Here is an 18,266-nt window from a genome sequence, read left to right as displayed (position 1 = left end):
CGTTGAACGCCCCGTCCGGCATCGAAGCATACGGCGGGGCGCCTCATGGTGAGTCTAACGGTGCACGGCCCGCGACCGCTGGCCGATTTCCGGCATCGCATGACGCAAACCGGACGCACCGCCTCGCCCAGCGCCGTTAGCATGCGGCCGCAGGCGAAGGAGCGGAAGGCATGACGACAGAATTCGACTATGTGATCGTCGGCGCCGGCTCGGCCGGCTGCGTCCTCGCCAACCGGCTGTCGGCCGAGCCGGGCAACCGCGTGCTGGTGCTGGAGGCCGGCCCCGAGGACCGGACCTGGAAGATCCACATGCCGGCGGCGCTGACCTACAATCTCGGCGACGACAAGTACAACTGGTACTACGAGACCGAGCCGCAGGCGGCGATGGACAACCGCCGCATGTACTGGCCACGCGGCCGCGTGCTGGGCGGCTCGTCTTCGCTCAACGCCATGGTCTATGTCCGCGGCCATGCCTATGACTACGACCGCTGGGCCGATGAGGGCGCCGCCGGCTGGTCCTATGCCGAGGTGCTGCCCTATTTCCGCCGGGCCGAGACCCGGGCCAAGGGCGGCGACGACTATCGCGGCTCGGACGGCCCGCTGAACGTCTCCACCGGCAGCCAGCCGAATCCGCTGTTCGACGCCTTCATCCAGGCCGGGCAGCAGGCCGGGTACCCGTTCACCGACGACATGAACGGCTACCAGCAGGAAGGCTTCGGCAAGATGGACATGACGATCCATAAGGGCGAGCGCTGGTCGGCCGCCAAGGCCTATCTGCGGCCGGCGCAGTCGCGGCCGAACCTGACGATCGAGACCGGCGCGCTGACCACCCGCATCCTGTTCGAGGGCACCCGCGCCGTCGGGGTCGAATACGCCCAGGGCGGCCAGATCCGCACCGCCCGCGCCGGGCGCGAGGTGATCCTGGCCGGCGGCGCCATCAACTCGCCGCAGCTCTTAATGCTGTCGGGCGTCGGCCCGGCCGACCAGCTGCGCCGGCACGGCATCGCCGTGACCCACGACCTGCCCGGCGTCGGCCGCAACCTGCAGGACCATCTGGAGCTGTACGTCCAGTACGAATGCACCAAGCCGATCACCCTCTACAGCGTCGAGAACCCGCTCTACAAGGCGAAGGTCGGGCTCGAATGGTTCCTGTTCCGCCGCGGCCTGACCACCTCGGCCCATCTCGAGGCCGGCGGCTTCATCCGGTCCCGCCCCGGCATCCGCCACCCGGACATCCAGTATCATTTCCTGCCGTCGGTGGTGAACGACCACGGCCGCAAGCCGGGCGACCGCCACGCCTTCCAGGCCCATGCCGGCACCATGCGCGCCACCTCGCGCGGCTGGGTCGAGCTGCGCTCGTCCGACCCGCGGGCCAAGCCGATCCTGCAGCCGAACTACCTGACCACCGAGGATGACCGCGCCGACATGCGCGCCTGCGTCCGGCTGACCCGCGAGATCTTCGCCCAGAGCGGCTTCGACCCCTATCGCGGCAGCGAGATGGCGCCCGGCGCGTCGGTGCGCAGCGACGACGAGATCGACGCCTTCATCCGGGCCAAGGCCGACAGCGCCTACCACCCGTCCTGCACCTGCAAGATGGGCACGGACGAGATGGCGGTGGTCGACCCGGAGACGCGGGTGCGCGGGCTGGAGTCGCTGCGCGTGGTCGACGCCTCGATCATGCCGTCGATCGTCAGCGGCAACCTCAACGCGCCGACCATCATGATCGGCGAGAAGGCGGCGGACATCATCCTCGGCCGCACGCCCCTGCCGCCCTCGAGCGCCCCGGTCTACCAGGCGCCGGACTGGCAGACGGCCCAGCGCTGATTCAGGAGAACCCCATGGTCGAAACCATCCGGCTGCACATCGGCGGCCAGGCGGTCGACGGCAGCGGCACGCCGTTCGACACCATCAACCCCGCCACCGGCAAGCCGGTCGGCCGGGTGCTGGCCGCCTCCCCGGCCGATGTCGGCCGCGCGGTCGACGCCGCCAAGGCCGCCTTCGACGGCTGGGCCGGGATGACCGGCACCCGGCGCGGCCGGATCCTGCGCGAGGCGGTGCGCCTGCTGCGCGCCAACCGCGACCGGCTGGCGCGGATGGAGGTGATGGACACCGGCAAGCCGATCGCCGAGGCGCTGGCGGTCGACATCGATTCCGGGGCCGACGCGATCGAGTACTTCGCCGGCCTGGCCCCGTCGCTGCACGGCACCCACCATGATTTCGGCGGCGCCTTCGCCTACACCCGCCGCGAGCCGCTGGGCGTGGTCGCCGGCATCGGCGCCTGGAACTATCCGCTGCAGATCGCCTGCTGGAAGTCCGGCCCGACGCTGGCCTGCGGCAACACTATGGTGTTCAAGCCGTCCGAGCTGACGCCGATGACGGCGGTGGCGCTGGCCGAAATCTTCATCGAGGCCGGCCTGCCGCTGGGCGTGTTCAACGTGGTCCAGGGCAAGGGCGAGGTCGGCCACGCCCTGGTCACCCACCCCGACGTCGCCAAGGTGTCGCTGACCGGGTCGGTGCCGACCGGCCGCAAGGTCGCGGCCGCGGCCGCCGGGGCGATGAAGCATGTGACCATGGAGCTGGGCGGCAAGTCGCCGCTGATCGTCTTCGCCGACGCCGATGTCGAGAACGCGGTGAAGGCGGCGATGATGGCCAACTTCTACACCCAGGGCGAAATCTGCTCGAACGGCACCCGGGTGTTCATCGAGGCGCCGCTGCACAACCGCTTCATGGACCTGCTGCTGGCCCGCACCGAGCGGATGCGGATCGGCGACCCGATGGACCCCGAGACCCAGGTTGGCGCCCTGATCTCGGCCGACCACCGCGCCAAGGTGCTGGGCTATGTCGAGGCCGGGCTGCAAGCCGGCGCCCGCCTGGTGTGCGGCGGCCGTGTCCCGGCCGACCCGGCCCTGGCCGACGGCTATTTCGTCGAGCCCGCGATCTTCGACGCCTGCCACGACGAGATGTCGATCGTGCGCGAGGAGATCTTCGGCCCGGTCATGACCGTCCTGACCTTCACCGATGAGGACGAGGTCATCCGCCGCGCCAACGCCACCGAATTCGGCCTCGCCGCCGGGGTGTTCACCCGCGACCTCGCCCGCGGCCACCGCGTCGTGGCCAAGCTGCAGGCCGGCACCTGCTGGATCAACAACTACAACATCACCCCCGTCGAGATCCCGTTCGGCGGCACCAAGCAATCCGGCCTCGGCCGCGAGAACGGCCTGGCCGCTCTGGAGCACTACACCCAGCTGAAGAGCGTCTATGTCGAGACCGGGGACGTCGACAGCCCGTATTAAGGCTTCTCGATTCCCGGAATGCCGCCGATCCGGTCGATGAGAAAATCGACAAGCAGGCGGACGCGGGCGATGCCCGCGCGCTCCGGGACGATCAGCATGCTCAAGGGGACGGGCGGCGGCTCATAGCCGGGCAGGATCGCCTCCAGCCGCCCATCCGCCAGCAGGTCGTCGACCAGCCAGCGATGGGCCGGGCCGATGCCGCGGCCGGCGACCAGCGCCTCGCGCGCGGCGAGGCCGTGGTCGACCCGGAACCGACCGCCAAAGGGCACCGCGTGGCGCTCGCCATCGGCCCCCTCGAGGGCCAGCGTGTCGCTGCCGGCGATGTTGGTCATCCGGATGCCCTCATGGCCGGCCAGGTCCTGCGGCACGGCCGGGCGGCCCCGCACCGCCAGATAGGCCGGCGCCGCCACCATCAGCCGCCGGGACCGGCCCAGCGCCCGCAGCTTCATCGAGCTGTCGGTCAACGGGCCCAGGCGCAGCGCGATGTCGACGCCCTCCCGCACCAGGTCGACATACTCGTCGGTCAGGCTGAGATCGATCCCGATCTCGGGATACCGGTCCTGGAAGGCGAAGATCAGCCGGCCGACATGCAGCACCCCGAACGCCGAGGTGCACGAGATCCGGATCGTGCCGGCCGCAGCACCGCGCGTCGCCCGCGCCTCGTCGCCGGCCTGGTCGACCAGGCGCAGGATCTGGACGCAGTCGGCATAGTAGCGGCTGCCCTCATCGGTCAGCGTCACCCGCCGGGTGGTCCGGCTGAGCAGGGGCACGCCGACAGCCTCCTCCAGCTCCCGAAGATGCCGCGTGACCGTGGACTGGCCGACTCCGAATTCGCGTGCCACCGCCGACAGGCTGCCGCGCTCGGCCACACGGATGAAGCTGCGCATGCGCTCCAGCGTGACGTCCGATCTATCCATGGAACGGCACAATCTTATGCATTGGCCATATATACCGGATTGCGCCGGCGTCGCCCACCTGAAGGGTCGGTTCCCCCTCACGGAGTGCTGACGCCATGAACATCCTGCTCGTCTACGCCCATCCCGAACCGCGCTCGCTCAACGGCGCGCTGCGCGACGTCGCCGTGCGGGAGCTCGAGGCCCAGGGCCACACGGTGCGGGTTTCGGATCTCTACGCTGACCGCTGGAAGTCCGAGGTCGACCGCGCCGACTTCCCGACGCTGACGCCGGATGCTCGGCTCCTGCCGGTCGCAGCCTCCAAGACGGCCTTCGACACCGACACGCTGACCGACGACGTCAAAGCCGAGATCGAGAAGCTGCTGTGGGCCGACGCCCTGATCCTCCAGTTCCCCCTCTGGTGGTTCGCCATGCCGGCGATCCTCAAGGGCTGGGTCGACCGGGTGTTCGCCTACGGCTTCGCCTATGGCGTCGGCGAGCACAGCGATCGGCGATGGGGCGACCGCTACGGCGAAGGGACCCTCGCGGGGAAGCGCGCCATGCTGATCGTCACCGCCGGCGGCTGGGAGGAGCATTACAGTCCTCGCGGGGTCAACGGGCCGATCGACGACCTGCTGTTCCCGATCAATCACGGGATCCTCTACTACCCCGGCTACGACGTGCTGCCGCCCTTCGTGGCCTACAGCGTCGACCGTCTCGACGAGGCCGGTTTCGAGGCCATGGCCGAACGCCTGCGCGAGCGGATGCGGACGCTCGCGACCACTCCGCCCATCCCCTACCGGCAGCAGAATGGCGGGGACTATCGGATCCCGAGCATGCAGCTCCGCCCTGGGCTGGGCGATCCGGATGCGGCCGGCTTTGCGCTGCACCTCAACGGCGCCGGTCCCGCGAGCTAGGCCTCACGGACAAAGACCCATGGCCAGGTCGGCCGGGCGTCGCGGGATCTCCCGCGACCTCCCATCCGGTCACACCGCCGCATCCCCCGGCCTTGCCCGGCCACGCTGACGGGGGCATAGTCCGGCCGCCTTTTCGGCGATGGATTTGCCTGGTTCATGAGCAGCTTCCGGATACGCGACGACGCCCCGAGCTACACCATCCTGACCAAGCTCCAGCTGATGAGCTGGGGGCTGGTGATCCTGGTCTGCGCCATCGCCGCGGTCGGCGTCATGCTGCTGTATTCGGCGGGCGGCGGGTCCTGGGAGCCCTGGGCCAGCCGGCAGCTGAGCCGCTTCGGCAGCGGCTTCGTCGTCATGCTGATCTTCGCGATGATCGACATCCGGATCTGGATGAAGATCGCCTACCCGGTCTACGCCATCGTCTTCGCCCTGCTGATCGTGGTCCAGATGATGGGCCATGTCGGCATGGGCGCCGAACGCTGGATCAACCTCGGGCCCCTGGTGATCCAGCCGTCCGAGCTGATGAAGATCGCCCTGGTCCTGGCCCTCGCCCGCTACTTCCACGGCTTCTCGCTGATCGAGGTGCGCAGCCCGCTGGTGCTGATCGTGCCGCTGCTGCTGATCCTGGCGCCGGTCGGGATGGTGCTGATGCAGCCCAATCTCGGCACCGCCATGCTGCTGATCTTCACCGGCGGCGCGGTGCTGTTCGCGACCGGCGTACGGCTGTGGAAATTCGCGGTGGCGATCACGCTCGGCCTGTCGGCGATCCCGATCGGCTGGGAGTTCCTGCACGACTACCAGAAGAACCGCGTCTACACCTTCCTGCAGCCGGAGCGCGACCCGCTGGGCGCCGGCTACAACATCATGCAGTCGAAGATCGCGCTCGGCTCCGGCGCCCTGTTCGGCAAGGGCTTCACCGCCGGCACCCAGAGCCAGCTGATGTTCCTGCCGGAGAAGCACACCGACTTCATCTTCGTGGTGCTGGCCGAGGAGTTCGGCATGGTCGGCGCGCTGATCCTGCTGTTCCTCTACACCATGCTGTTCGTGTACGGGCTGATGATCGCGCTCAGCGCCCGCAGCCATTTCGGCCGGCTGGTCGGCATCGGCCTGACCACGACCTTTTTCCTCTACGTCTTCGTCAATGTCGCGATGGTGACCGGGCTGATCCCGGTGGTGGGCATCCCGCTGCCGCTCGTGTCCTACGGCGGCACCGCCATGCTGACGCTGCTGATGGGCTGCGGCCTGCTGCTGAGCGTCTGGATCCACCGCGAGGTGCGCATTCCGCGCAGCGGCATCACCGACTACTGAGGCCCGGTCGACGGCCGGTCCGGGGCGCTTTCAGGATTGTCCGAACGACCGGTCAGCCTTTCAGCCCTCGCCGGCCCCGCGCAACGCCGATTGCAGGCGCTTGAGTTCGGCCAGAAGCACCGTGAGCTCGTCGCGCAGTTCGGTCGTCAGACCGGCGGCGCGGCCGTCGCCGGCCAGCAGCGACAGCTGCAGCGCGTCGCGCGCCGCCGCCGACGGCTTGGCCGCCGCCTTGCCCTTCGACACCGCGACAGGACGCGGCGGGCCCGACGGCGCTGCCTCCGCGGCGGAGGCGTCGTCCGTATCGGCCGACTTGCCTTCCTTCAGCAGGCGCTGCACGCCCTTGATGGTGTAGCCCTCCTCATAGAGGAGGCGCTGGATCCGCCGCAGCAGCTGGACGTCCTCAGGACGATAGTAGCGGCGCCCGCCACCTCGCTTCAGCGGCCGGACCTGGGAGAATTTCGTCTCCCAGAAGCGCAGCACATGCTGCGGCACGGCGAGGTCGTCGGAGACCTCGCTGATCGTGCGATAGGCCGTCGCCGATTTGCGCACCGGCGCCGCCTTCGCTTCCGATCCACCCATTCCCGCCATGACTTACTCGTCGTCTTCCGAGGTGATGTCGGTCCCGTTGATACGCCCCTTGAGCACATGGGACGCCCGGAACACCAGCACCCGGCGCGGCAGGATCGGCACTTCCTGGCCGGTCTTCGGGTTGCGCCCGACTCGCTGGCCCTTCTGGCGCACGCCGAAGGTGCCGAAAGATGAGATCTTCACCGTCTCGCCGCGCTCCAGCGCGTCCGAGATTTCCTCAAGCACCGTCTCAACAAGATCGGCTGACTCATTACGAGACAAGCCAATTTCCTGGTAGATGGATTCGCTGAGCTGGGCTCGTGTTACTGTTTCCGCCATGCCGCCTCCCCCTGACGGGCAATTGCGAAGAAGTCCGTTTGTCACGGTAGCCTCCTCGAAATAATCCGTCAATTCCAAAGCGTTGGGAGAATTTCCTAACGCCCGTCGGAGGCAGAGCGGCTAACTGCGGCTGTTGGCGCCTACCAGCGCACCAGCGCGGCGCCCCAGGTCAGCCCGCCGCCCATGGCTTCGAGCAGCACCAGATCACCCGGCTTGATGCGGCCGTCGGACACGGCCTCGGCCAGGGCCAGCGGGATCGAGGCGGCGGAGGTGTTGGCGTGCTTGTGCACGGTCAGCACCACCTTCTCCATCGGCAGGTCGAGCTTGCGGGCGGTGGCGTCGATGATGCGCTTGTTGGCCTGGTGCGGCACCAGCCAGTCGATGTCCTCGGGCGTCAGGCCGTTGGCCGACAGGGCTTCCTCGACCACTTCGGCCAGGTTGGTGACGGCGTGCTTGAACACCTCACGCCCTTCCATGCGGACATGGCCGACAGTGCCGGTCGAGGACGGCCCGCCATCGACATAGAGCTTGTCCTCGTGGCGGCCGTCGGAATGCAGATGGGTCGACAGGATGCCCGGGTCGTCGGTGGTCCCGCCGCCTTCGACCGCGCGCAGCACCACCGCCCCGGCGCCGTCGCCGAACAGCACGCAGGTGCCGCGGTCGGTCCAGTCGAGCAGGCGGGAGAAGGTCTCGGCACCGATCACCAGCGCGGTCCGCGCCTGGCCCAGCCGGATCATGTTGTCGGCCATCGCCAGGGCGTAGACGAAGCCCGAGCAGACCGCCTGGACGTCGAAAGCGGCGCCGCGGGTCATGCCGAGCGCAGCCTGCACCCGCACCGCGGTCGCCGGGAAGGTCTGGTCCGGAGTCGTCGTCGCCAGCACGATCAGGTCGAGATCGCTGCCCTCGACCTTGGCCATGGCCAGGGCCTTGCGGGCGGCGGCCAGCGCGAGGTCCGAGGTCTTCTCGTCCGGCGCGGCGATGTGGCGGACGCTGATGCCGGTGCGCTGGACGATCCACTCATCCGAGGTGTCGACCGTGCGGGCGAGCTCGGCATTGGTGACTTCACGCACAGGCAGGGCGGAACCGCATCCGATGATGCGCGCGCGACGGACGGTCATAGGGTGCCGGTCATTGGGGTTGTTCGATCCCGATCGGGGCAGTCGGTGGCAGGGCCGCAGCGGAGTCGCCGCCATTCCGACTGCCTTCGAAACGGCTGAACTCCTGCTTCACCTTATCATTGAAGCCATGGATGACCAGATCGACGCCGACATCGATGGCATGGGCGAAGCCCTCGCCATCGGTGCCGCCATGGCTTTTGACGCAGATGCCGTTCAGGCCGAGGAACAGGGCGCCGTTGTACTGGCGCGGGTCGGTCCGGTGCCGCAGCCGGCGGAAGGCGCCGCGCGCCAGGAGGTAGCCGAGCGAGGCCAGCCAGGAGGACTGGAAGCTGTGGCGCAGCCAGGTGGCGTACAGCTTGGCGGTGCCTTCGGCGGTCTTGAGCGCGACATTGCCGGAGAAGCCGTCGGTCACCACGACATCGACCTTGCCGGCCGGGATGTCGTCGCCTTCGACGAAGCCTTCGAACCGGCCAGGGAATTCGAGCTCGCGCAGCCGGGCCGCGGCGTCGCGGACCGCATCGGGGCCCTTCAGCGCCTCGGAGCCGACATTGAGCAGCCCGACGGTCGGGTCGACCAGGCCCAGCACCGCCTTGGCGAAGACGGCGCCCATGATGGCGAACTGGACCAGGTTCTCGGCGTCGCATTCGATGTTGGCGCCGAGATCGAGCATGACGCTCTCGCCGCGCAGCGTCGGAAAGAACGACGCGATCGCCGGCCGGTCGATGCCCGGCAGCGTCTTGAACACGATCTTGGCCATCGCCATCAGCGCGCCGGTGTTGCCGGCGGAGACGATGCACTGCGCTTCACCGGCCGCGACCGCGTCGATCGCGATCCGCATGCTTGAGTTGCGTCCGCCGCGGATCGCGGTGGACGGCTTGTCCTCATTGGTGATGCGGTCGGCGGCATGCCGAATCGACGACACCGCCGCGAGGGCGGGCCGCTTCTTCAGAAGCGGTGCGATCACCGCCTCGTCGCCGACGATCAGAAAATGCACGTCAGGATGGTGCGTGCGGGCAATCTCGGCCCCGTCGAGCACCATCTCGGGCGCCCGGTCGCCACCCATGGCGTCGAGCGCGATCGTCACTGGGCCAGAGGCCGCCGGGTCGGTCATTCCCTACGCAGGTGCAGATCGATCAGGCGGTCGCCGTCGTCTCGCTGACGATCTCACGGCCGTGATAGTGACCGCAGGAATCGCAGACATGGTGCGGACGGGCCAGCTCGCCGCAATTGGCGCATTCGACATAGGTCGAACCGGCCAGGGCGTGGTGCGAACGACGCATGTCACGACGCGACTTCGACGTCTTCTTCTTCGGAACAGCCATTTGCTTGAACTCTCGATACGAAAAGGCGGCACCAGGGGGGCCGCCTCAGACCGGCGTTACTTAATCGAAAAGGCCCAGCGGAGCAAGGAAAAGCGATCAGCCCTCGGCGTCGCCGTCCCCGCCCCGCTTGAGCCCGGCGAAGGGCTGGCGCGTCTCGATCTCGACCGGCGGCGCCTCCACGACCGGCGACGGTGCGTCGGGCGAGCGCGGATAGGGATCGAGGGCGAGCAGCAGGTGCTGCGCCGCCAGCTCACCGAGATCGATGCGGCCGTCGACCAGCGGCTCGACCTCCGCCGCCAGCGGATCGACCTCGATCTCGACGGAGTCGTGATCGGCGGCCGCATCGGCGAAGACGGCCTCGATCTCCTCGTCGATCGTCGCCGGCAGCGGGTCGAGGGTGACGACGCAGCGCTGCACCACCGCGGCGCTCAACGTGCCGTCGACCAGGACGGTGTCGCCGCGACCGGCCCGCAGCGCGAATCGCGCCTGGAGCGCGTCGATCGCGACCAGGTCGAAGCGTTTGGCCAGGGCCTCGCGCTCGGCGGCATCGGCCTCGATCGCAATCGTCCGGCCGCCGCGCGGCAGGCTGCCGACGCCGACGATCCGGCTGAATTCAGGGATCTCCGCCATCACGCCGCCTCCACCATCTCCGGCGCCGGGCCGAACCGGACATCGCCCGCCAGGAAACCTGCCGCCGGCTGCTCGGCCAGCCCCGCCACCTCGCGGCGGAGATAGGCCGCCACCGCCCTCACCTGCCCCGCCGCGGGCTCCGCCGTGCCGTAGAGGTTGCGGCGCAGGGCCGATTCCAGCGCCTCGGGATCCTCGGCGCCGAGGCCGCGATCATAGGCGACGATGCGGCCGTAGAAGCCGCGCCCCATCGCCTTCACCTTCTTGGCGATGCTGAAATCGGTGACGCCGATCTCGCGCAGGCTGAGATCCATGTCGGCGAACATGTGGTCGAACAGCACCTGGGCGAAGTCCGGAGCCGGCGGCGCCTCGCGCTTCAGCCGGTGGAAGACCAGGAAGGCATGCAGCGCCAGCGCCTCGAACCGCCCGTCCAGCGTGTCGGGCACGCCGCAGGCGCTGAAGAAGGCGGGGCTCCGCGCCTGCTCGACCAGCTTGACGTAGAGTTCGGCGGCGATCCGCTCCTGGCGGCGGCGGGGGAACAGCTTGGACAGCACGAAGACCGATCGGTTTTGCGGAAAGGACGCGGCGATATTGGTCGAGCTTGAAGTGGTGTGCTAGAGGGAAGCCTTCAATCGCGGAGATATGAGGCGATGACGGAAAGAGCAAGGGTCGTCCGGACCATGGCGGCCGGCCTGCTCGTGGCGGCTGCGGTGTCAGCCTGCACGCCACGGGTGGCCACGCGCGGCAACCTCGTCGAGGACTACCGGCTCGAGCAGGTCCACACCGGCACCAGCACGAAGGCCGATGTGTCGACGATTCTGGGAACCCCCACGACGGTTTCGACCTTCGACGACAACATCTGGTATTACATCGGCCAGCGTGTCGAGACGGTCGCCTTCTTCGCCCCGGAGGTGACGCAGCGGCGGGTGCTGCGCATGCAGTTCGACCCGACCAGCAGCACGCTGACCGATGTCAAGGAAGTGAACCTGGCCGATGCCCAGCAGGTGGCGATGGTGTCGCGCGAGACGCCGACGCTGGGCCGCCGCATCGGCATCCTGGAGCAGTTCCTGGGCAATATCGGGCGCTTCAACGACGCTGCCGGCAGCACCGCCCCGAACCGTCGCGCGGGCACCGGCGGGGTCGCCGGCCCGGGCGCCGGCGGCGGCTACTAGGCTCCATCGGGCCTGTCGCCAACGAAAAAGCCCCGGCACCTCGCGGTGCCGGGGCTTTCGTCGTCGGTATGATCAGCCGTGGGCGAGGATCGCCAGCAGCAGCAGGGCGACGATGTTGGTGATCTTGATCATCGGGTTCACCGCCGGCCCGGCGGTGTCCTTGTAGGGATCGCCGACGGTGTCGCCGGTGACGGCCGCCTTGTGCGCGTCCGACCCCTTGCCGCCGTGGTTGCCCTCCTCGATGTACTTCTTGGCGTTGTCCCAGGCGCCGCCGCCCGAGGTCATCGAGATGGCGACGAACAGGCCGGTGACGATGACGCCGAGCAGCATCGCGCCGAGCGCGGAGAAGGCGGCCGAGCGGCCGGCGATCGCCTCGATCACGAAGTACAGCACGATCGGCGCCAGCACCGGCAGCAGCGATGGCACGATCATCTCGCGAATCGCAGCCTTGGTCAGCATGTCGACCGCGCGTTTGTAGTCCGGCCGGCTGGTGCCTTCCATGATCCCCGGATTCTCGCGGAACTGGCGGCGGACCTCCTCCACCACCGATCCGGCGGCGCGGCCGACCGCGGTCATGCCCATCGCCCCGAACAGGTAGGGCAGCAGGCCGCCGATCAGCAGGCCGACGACCACGTAGGGGTTGGCCAGGGAGAAGTCGAGCACCAGCCCCTTGAAATAGGGATGCTCGGCCGGGCTGGAGATGAAGAAGTTGAGGTCCGAGGTGTAGGCCGAGAACAGCACCAGGGCACCGAGGCCGGCCGAGCCGATGGCGTAGCCCTTGGTCACCGCCTTGGTGGTGTTGCCGACCGCGTCCAGCGCGTCGGTGGTGACCCGGACATCGGCCGGCAAATCCGCCATCTCGGCGATGCCGCCGGCGTTGTCGGTGACCGGGCCGTAGGCGTCGAGCGCCACGACCATGCCGGCCAGGGCCAGCATGCTGGTGACGGCGATGGCGATGCCGAACAGCCCGGCGAGCAGATAGGTGACGATGATGGCGGCGCAGATGATCAGCGCCGGGATCGCCGTCGATTCCATCGAGATCGCCAGACCCTGGATCACGTTGGTGCCGTGGCCGGTGGTCGAGGCCTGGGCCACCGACTGGACCGGACGGAAGTTGGTGCCGGTGTAGTATTCCGTGGTCCAGATCAGTAGGCCGGTGACGACCAGGCCGCTGACGCCGCACAGGAACAGCGACAGCCCGCTGAAGGTGGTGCTGACGCCACCGATGCTGACGGTGTACTGGGTGCCAAGCCCGATCACGATCCAGGTCACCAGCAGGATGCCGACCAGCGACAGCCCGGCCGAGACCACGAAGCCGCGGTACAGCGCGCTCATGATGTTGTTCGAGGCGCCGAGCTTGACGAAGAAGGTGCCGGCGATCGAGGCCGGGATGCAGATGCCGCCGATCGCCAGCGGATACAGCATCATCCACGACATCGCCGCGGAGCCCGCGAAGAAGATCGAGGCCAGCACCATGGTGGCGACGGTGGTGACGGCATAGGTCTCGAACAGGTCCGCGGCCATGCCGGCGCAGTCGCCGACATTGTCGCCGACATTGTCGGCGATGACGGCCGGGTTGCGCGGGTCATCCTCGGGAATGCCGGCTTCGACCTTGCCGACCAGGTCGGCGCCGACATCGGCGCCCTTGGTGAAGATACCGCCGCCGAGACGGGCGAAGATCGAGATCAGCGACGCGCCGAAGCCGAGCGCGACCAGCGGATCGATCAGGCCGCGGCCGGTGGCGCCGGAGAGCAGCAGGATGCTGTAGTAGCCGGCGACCGCGATCAGCGCCAGGCCGGCCACCAGCATGCCGGTGACGGCGCCGGAGCGGAAGGCGATGGCGAGGCCGGCAGCCAGGCCCTGACGGGAGGCCTCGGCGGTCCGGACATTGGCCCGGACGGAGATGTTCATGCCGACATAGCCGGCCGCGCCCGACAGAACCGCGCCGATGACGAAGCCGATGCCGACCGAAACGGAGAGGAGAAGCGAAACGATGACGGCGATCACCACGCCGACCACACCGATGGTGAGATACTGCCGGTTCAGATAGGCGCCGGCGCCTTCCTGAATCGCGGCGGCAATGGCCTGCATCCGGGCATCGCCCGGGCTGGCCGACAACACGCTTCGGGCCGCCCACACACCATAGGCCAATGCGCCTAGGCCGCAGAGCAGCACGAAGACAAGGACCGCTGACACCATTCCTGAGTCCCTCGCCCCTGTTGATGACGCGCCAGCCCGGTTCAGGCCGGCTCCGCTTCTTTTGCGCGCAAACGATGCCAGAGCAGGAAGAGCAGGGCAATGAGCGCGAAATTTTTTTGCTTTGTGGCAGGAATCAGGCCGATTCCGGTCGTCAGCGGGGCACCGATCAGAAGTGTTGCCAGCCCGCAAGCGACTCGACCGGCCGGCCCTGGGGATCCAGCAGGCGGACCCCCTGCCCCGCCGCGATCCGGCCGATCCGCCCGACCGGCGTGCCCGTGGCCGAAGCCGCCGCTTCGACCGCCGAACGGGCTTCAACCGGGGCGGTGAACAGCAACTCGTAGTCGTCGCCACCGGCCCAAGCCACCGCCTGCAGCGCGGGATCGGCGGCCACCGCCGCGCGGGCGGCGTCGGACAACGGCAGCCGCGCCAGTTCGACCTCGGCGGCGACCCCGGAGGCGGCGCAGATGTGCGGCAGGTCGCCCGGCAGCCCGTCCGACAGGTCCATCGCGGCATGGGCGATGCCGACCAGGGCCGCGCCCAGGGCCAGCCGCGGCTGCGGCAGGTGATAGCGCAGCGCCAGCGCCTCGACCGCGTCGGCGGCCAGCGCCTGGAGGTCGCCCCGGGCGGCGCGCAGGCCGAGGGCGCCGTCGCCGAGCGTGCCGCTGGCATAGAGGTCGTCGCCGGCCTTGGCTGCGGCGCGGCGCAACATCGCCCCCTTCGGCACCGTGCCGAAGGCGGTGACCGACAGCATCGCCGGCCCCGGCGTCTTCACCGAATCGCCGCCGAGCAGGCCGATGCCGTATTCCGCCTGGTCCGCGGCCAGGCCTTCGACGAAACGCGCGATCCAGCTGTCGTCCGGCTGCGACGGCAGCGCCGTGGTCAGGGTGTAGGCCAGGGGCGTGGCGCCCTTGGCGGCCAGATCGGACAGGTTGACCCGCAGCAGCTTGCGCGCCAGCCGGGCCGGGTCCTCGCCTGGGAGGTAATGGACCGATTCGACCATCGCGTCGGTGGTGACGACCAGGTCACGGCCGGGCCCGGGATCGAGCAGCGCGGCGTCGTCGGCAAGATCGAGCGCCCCGGCCAGGCCCTGGGCCAGCGGTCTGAAGAAGCGGGCGATGCGGTCGAATTCGCCGAGGCCCATGGCCGCGGCCTCAGCCGGCGCTGGTTTCGCCCGGACGGCGCTCGCGGGCGATGCGGTCGAGCACCGCATTCACCATCGCCGGTTCCTTGCCGCCGAAGAAGGCCCGGGTGACGTTGACGTATTCCGAGATCACGATCGGCGCCGGAACGTGCACGCTGGCCAGCAGCTCCCACGCCCCGGCCTGCATCACGCAGCGCAGCAGCACGTCGAGCCGGGCCAGCGAGAACTGGGCGTCGAGGGCGCCGGAGACCAGGGCGTCGACCTCCGCGCTGCGGATGCGCGTGCCGCGCACGATCTCGCCGAACAGAGGCGCATCGGGCTCGACCATCGCCTCGCCCTCGATCGGCTCGCCGAAGCGGTGGCGGGCGAACTCGGTGATCACCTTGTCCAGCGGCGTGCCGGACTGCTCGATCTGGTAGAGGGCCTGGACGGCGGCCAGGCGGGCGGCGCTGCGGCGGGCCTTGGCGGAAGGTTTCTGCGTGGACATGGCGTCAGCGCTGTCCCTGCTGGAAGCGGCGCTTGAGCTCGATCATCGCCAGGGCGGCCCGGGCGGCCCCGCCGCCCTTGTCCATCTCGTCGACCTTGGCGCGGGCCCAGGCCTGGGCCTCGGTCTCCACGGTCAGGATGCCGTTGCCGATGGCCAGGCCGTGGCGCAGCGCCAGATCCTGCAGGCCGCGGGCGCTCTCGTTGCACACCGTGTCGTAATGCGAGGTCTCGCCACGGATGACGCAGCCGAGCGCGACATAGCCGTCGAAGCGGTGGCCCGAGGCCGCGGCGATCTGCACCGCGGCCGGGATCTCCAGCGCGCCGGGCACGGCGACGCGCTCCCAGGTCGCGCCGACCTGCTCCAGCACCGCGACGACGCCGCGCGCCAGCTCGTCGGTGATGTCCTCGTAGAAGCGGGCCTCGACGATCATGATATGCGGCGCCGGGCCGCTGAAGGACACCGGTCGCGTCTCGGTCTTGGCGACCATGTCAGTTCTCCTGGGGGCCGGCCCCCGCGGTGCCGGCAATAGCGCGCTGTTCAACCACAGTCAGGCCATAGCCGTCGATGCCGATGATGGTGCGCGGGTGGTTGGACAGCAGGATCAGGTTGCTGACACCGAGGTCGATCAGGATCTGGGCGCCGACGCCGTAGTCGCGCAGCTCGTGCCCGCTCTCCTTCGACGGCGTGCCTTCGAGCCGGCGCTTGAGGCGCTCGCTCAGGCTGTCGGGCTGCGGCTCGCGGATCAGCACCACGATGCCCCTGCCTGCCTGGCCGATCGCCTCCATCGCGCCGTGCAGCATGCCGGCGCTGTCGCCATGGACGTCGCCGAGCACATCGTCCAGCACGTTCAGCGCATGCATGCGGACCAGCACCGGGTCGTCGCCGGCGACATCGCCCTTCACCAGCGCGACATGCTCGGCGTAGCGCGCGGTGTTGACGTAGACCAGCATCTTCCAGTCGCCGCCGAAGCGGCTCTGGATCGTGGTCTCCAGCTTGCGCTGGACCAGCGATTCCTGGCAGCGGCGATAGGCGATCAGGTCGGCGATGGTCCCGATCTTGAGGTTGTGGAACTGGGCGAACTTCACCAGGTCCGGCAGCCGGGCCATGCTGCCGTCGTCGTTCATGATCTCGCAGATCACCCCGGCCGGATACAGCCCGGCCAGGCGCGAGATGTCGACCGCCGCCTCGGTGTGGCCGGTGCGCTCCAGCACGCCGCCGTCGCGCGCCACCAGCGGGAAGACGTGGCCCGGCGTGGCGACGTCGGCCGGGCCGCAGGCGGGGTCGATCGCGACCGCGATGGTGCGGGCCCGGTCGGCGGCCGAGATGCCGGTGGTCACGCCCTCGCGCGCCTCGATCGAGACGGTGAAGGCGGTCTGGTGCCGCGAGGCGTTGCTGCGGGTCATCAGCGGCAGGCCGAGCTCGGCGATGCGCTGGTGCTCCATGGCCAGGCAGATCAGGCCGCGGCCGTAGCGCGCCATGAAGTTGACCGCCTCGGCATCCGCCATCTGCGCCGGGATCACGAGGTCGCCCTCGTTCTCGCGGTCCTCGTCGTCGACGAGGATGAACATGCGGCCCTGGCGCGCCTCCTCGATGATCTCGTCGATCGGCGAGAGAAGCGCCTGGTCCTCTGTGGTCAGCCGGCTGTCTTGCGACCGCGCAGCAGGCGCGCCGTGTACCGCGCCAGCATGTCGATCTCCAAGTTCACGCGGTGAGCCGTGCTTAAGCTTCGAAATGTCGTGCATGACTGCGTGTGAGGTATGATGTTGACGCCGAAACGGCAGGTGCCCGAAGGCGTGTCCTCGACCTCGTTGACCGTCAGCGAGACGCCTTCGATCGCGACCGAGCCCTTCGAGGCGATGTAGTCCGCCAGCGCGGCCGGGGCCTCGATGGTGAAGCGCACGCTGTCGCCCTCCGGCCGGCGGTCGACGATGGTGCCGACGCCGTCGACATGACCGTACACCAGATGGCCGCCGATCTCGTCGCCGAGCTTGAGCGAGCGTTCGAGGTTGATCTCGGTGCCGACCGACCAGTCGCCCAGGGTGGTGCGCGACAGGGTCTCGCCCGAAGCCTCGACCGCGAAGCGGCCAGGCCCGGTCTCGATCACGGTCAGGCAGACGCCGTTGTGCGCGACCGACGCGCCGATCTCGATCGTGGCGGTGTCGAAGCCGGTTTCGATGATGTAGCGGGTGTCGCCTCGCCGCTCGATCGCCGCGACGCGCCCCACATCGGTGATGATGCCGCTGAACATGGCCGGCACCCTATGACGACAACGCTGTGGTTTCCAGCGAAACCACACCAAGTCCGGCGCCGGTCAGGGTCGCTCGCCGCGCAGTTGATCGACAAAATCGCTGAAGGCGCCAGGTTCCTGGAAGTCGCGGTAGACCGAGGCGTAGCGGATATAGGCGACCTTATCGACGCCGCTGAGCGCCTTCATCACCATCTCGCCGATCGACTTGGACGGAATCTCGCTCTCGCCCGAGCTTTCGAGCTGGCGGACCAGGGAGTTGACGATGCGCTCCAGCCGCTCGATGTCGATGTCGCGCTTGCGCAGGGCGATGCGCATCGAGCGCAGCAGCTTCTCGCGGTCGAAGGGCTCGCGCTGGCCGCCCGACTTGATCACCGTCAGCTCGCGCAGCTGGATCCGTTCGAAGGTGGTGAAGCGGGCGCCGCAGGCCGGGCAGAAGCGGCGGCGGCGGATCGCGGAATTGTCCTCGGTGGGGCGCGAATCCTTCACCTGGGTGTCGTCGTGGCCACAGAATGGACAGCGCATCGCTCCCCCCGGAAATGGTTTCGCCCACAGCGAATGGATACCATCCGTTGTGGGCGAACCACAATCTATCGGTTGAGGAAGGCGGGCAAGATCGCCCCGCTCCTCCTTCATTCG

20 protein-coding genes are annotated in these 18,266 nt (G+C 68.9%); 5 read left to right on the top strand and 15 right to left on the bottom strand.

What is annotated here, in order from left to right:
- The first annotated feature begins 170 nt into the window (after positions 1 to 170).
- Positions 171 to 1,823, top strand: a complete 1,653-nt coding sequence (betA, locus tag E9232_RS18745) for a choline dehydrogenase (protein ID WP_309796274.1) — start codon at positions 171 to 173, stop codon at positions 1,821 to 1,823.
- Between the two features lie 14 nt (positions 1,824 to 1,837).
- The gene (gene betB, locus E9232_RS18740) at positions 1,838 to 3,292 is read left to right on the top strand and encodes a betaine-aldehyde dehydrogenase (RefSeq protein ID WP_309796272.1); all 1,455 of its coding nucleotides are present in this window, start codon (positions 1,838 to 1,840) and stop codon (positions 3,290 to 3,292) included.
- Here the strand turns inward: betB and E9232_RS18735 are convergent.
- Positions 3,289 to 4,209 carry a LysR family transcriptional regulator gene (locus tag E9232_RS18735; protein ID WP_309796270.1) on the bottom strand — a complete coding sequence of 307 codons (921 nt, stop codon included), beginning with the start codon at positions 4,207 to 4,209 and terminating at the stop codon, positions 3,289 to 3,291. The two genes, betB and E9232_RS18735, sit on opposite strands and share 4 nt — an antisense overlap.
- A 95-nt stretch (positions 4,210 to 4,304) precedes the next feature.
- Here E9232_RS18735 and E9232_RS18730 point away from each other — a divergent pair, with 95 nt between their 5' ends.
- Both E9232_RS18730 and rodA read left to right on the top strand, forming a co-directional pair.
- A complete protein-coding gene (locus tag E9232_RS18730; RefSeq protein WP_309796268.1) occupies positions 4,305 to 5,102 on the top strand; it encodes an NAD(P)H-dependent oxidoreductase in 798 nt (265 codons plus the stop codon).
- Positions 5,103 to 5,258: 156 nt separating this feature from the next.
- Positions 5,259 to 6,410 (top strand): rod shape-determining protein RodA, encoded by a 1,152-nt coding sequence (rodA, locus tag E9232_RS18725; RefSeq protein ID WP_309796267.1) that lies wholly within the window; start codon positions 5,259 to 5,261, stop codon positions 6,408 to 6,410.
- Between the two features lie 60 nt (positions 6,411 to 6,470).
- Here the strand turns inward: rodA and E9232_RS18720 are convergent, their stop codons facing one another.
- The 7 genes from E9232_RS18720 to E9232_RS18690 all read right to left on the bottom strand — a co-directional run bounded on the left by E9232_RS18720 (position 6,471) and on the right by E9232_RS18690 (position 10,937).
- Positions 6,471 to 6,998 carry a MerR family transcriptional regulator gene (locus tag E9232_RS18720; protein ID WP_309796266.1) on the bottom strand — a complete coding sequence of 176 codons (528 nt, stop codon included), beginning with the start codon at positions 6,996 to 6,998 and terminating at the stop codon, positions 6,471 to 6,473.
- A gap of 3 nt (positions 6,999 to 7,001) precedes the next feature.
- Positions 7,002 to 7,316 (bottom strand): integration host factor subunit alpha, encoded by a 315-nt coding sequence (locus E9232_RS18715; protein WP_309796264.1) that lies wholly within the window; start codon positions 7,314 to 7,316, stop codon positions 7,002 to 7,004.
- Between the two features lie 140 nt (positions 7,317 to 7,456).
- Positions 7,457 to 8,434: a beta-ketoacyl-ACP synthase III gene (locus E9232_RS18710; protein ID WP_309796262.1), complete on the bottom strand. Its 978-nt coding sequence runs from the start codon at positions 8,432 to 8,434 to the stop codon at positions 7,457 to 7,459.
- Between the two features lie 10 nt (positions 8,435 to 8,444).
- A complete protein-coding gene (gene plsX, locus E9232_RS18705) occupies positions 8,445 to 9,545 on the bottom strand; it encodes a phosphate acyltransferase PlsX (protein WP_309796260.1) in 1,101 nt (366 codons plus the stop codon).
- A 22-nt stretch (positions 9,546 to 9,567) separates the two neighbouring features.
- On the bottom strand, positions 9,568 to 9,756 hold the full coding sequence (gene rpmF, locus E9232_RS18700) for a 50S ribosomal protein L32 (RefSeq protein WP_309796258.1): 189 nt from the start codon (positions 9,754 to 9,756) through the stop codon (positions 9,568 to 9,570).
- A 96-nt stretch (positions 9,757 to 9,852) separates the two neighbouring features.
- Positions 9,853 to 10,386 carry a YceD family protein gene (locus E9232_RS18695; protein ID WP_309796257.1) on the bottom strand — a complete coding sequence of 178 codons (534 nt, stop codon included), beginning with the start codon at positions 10,384 to 10,386 and terminating at the stop codon, positions 9,853 to 9,855.
- A complete protein-coding gene (locus E9232_RS18690) occupies positions 10,386 to 10,937 on the bottom strand; it encodes a ubiquinol-cytochrome C chaperone family protein (RefSeq protein ID WP_309796255.1) in 552 nt (183 codons plus the stop codon). Before E9232_RS18690 ends, E9232_RS18695 begins: the two co-directional genes overlap by 1 nt.
- 96 nt (positions 10,938 to 11,033) lie before the next feature.
- Between E9232_RS18690 and E9232_RS18685 the strand changes: the two genes are divergently transcribed.
- Complete coding sequence (locus E9232_RS18685) at positions 11,034 to 11,555, top strand: outer membrane protein assembly factor BamE (RefSeq protein WP_309796254.1); 522 nt, start codon at positions 11,034 to 11,036, stop codon at positions 11,553 to 11,555.
- Positions 11,556 to 11,627: 72 nt separating this feature from the next.
- Here the strand turns inward: E9232_RS18685 and E9232_RS18680 are convergent, their stop codons facing one another.
- The 7 genes from E9232_RS18680 to nrdR form a co-directional block, all read right to left on the bottom strand.
- Positions 11,628 to 13,754 carry a sodium-translocating pyrophosphatase gene (locus E9232_RS18680; protein WP_374710634.1) on the bottom strand — a complete coding sequence of 709 codons (2,127 nt, stop codon included), beginning with the start codon at positions 13,752 to 13,754 and terminating at the stop codon, positions 11,628 to 11,630.
- A gap of 166 nt (positions 13,755 to 13,920) precedes the next feature.
- On the bottom strand, positions 13,921 to 14,895 hold the full coding sequence (thiL, locus tag E9232_RS18675) for a thiamine-phosphate kinase (RefSeq protein ID WP_309796252.1): 975 nt from the start codon (positions 14,893 to 14,895) through the stop codon (positions 13,921 to 13,923).
- Positions 14,896 to 14,905: 10 nt separating this feature from the next.
- On the bottom strand, positions 14,906 to 15,382 hold the full coding sequence (gene nusB, locus E9232_RS18670; RefSeq protein WP_309796250.1) for a transcription antitermination factor NusB: 477 nt from the start codon (positions 15,380 to 15,382) through the stop codon (positions 14,906 to 14,908).
- 4 nt (positions 15,383 to 15,386) lie between these two features.
- Positions 15,387 to 15,869 (bottom strand): 6,7-dimethyl-8-ribityllumazine synthase, encoded by a 483-nt coding sequence (locus E9232_RS18665; RefSeq protein ID WP_309796249.1) that lies wholly within the window; start codon positions 15,867 to 15,869, stop codon positions 15,387 to 15,389.
- A gap of 1 nt (position 15,870) precedes the next feature.
- A complete protein-coding gene (ribB, locus tag E9232_RS18660) occupies positions 15,871 to 17,019 on the bottom strand; it encodes a 3,4-dihydroxy-2-butanone-4-phosphate synthase (RefSeq protein WP_309796600.1) in 1,149 nt (382 codons plus the stop codon).
- On the bottom strand, positions 17,016 to 17,630 hold the full coding sequence (locus tag E9232_RS18655; protein ID WP_309796247.1) for a riboflavin synthase: 615 nt from the start codon (positions 17,628 to 17,630) through the stop codon (positions 17,016 to 17,018). Before E9232_RS18655 ends, ribB begins: the two co-directional genes overlap by 4 nt.
- Before the next feature lie 63 nt (positions 17,631 to 17,693).
- Entirely contained in the window at positions 17,694 to 18,152 is a 459-nt protein-coding gene (nrdR, locus tag E9232_RS18650; protein WP_309796245.1) for a transcriptional regulator NrdR, read from the bottom strand.
- Between the last annotated feature and the right edge of the window lie 114 nt (positions 18,153 to 18,266).

Source organism: Inquilinus ginsengisoli (genome assembly GCF_031453975.1).
Taxonomy (GTDB): Bacteria; Pseudomonadota; Alphaproteobacteria; order DSM-16000; family Inquilinaceae; genus Inquilinus; species Inquilinus ginsengisoli_A.
The sequence above is the reverse complement of the archived record's forward strand: the minus strand, read 5'-3'. Positions and strand labels throughout refer to the sequence as shown.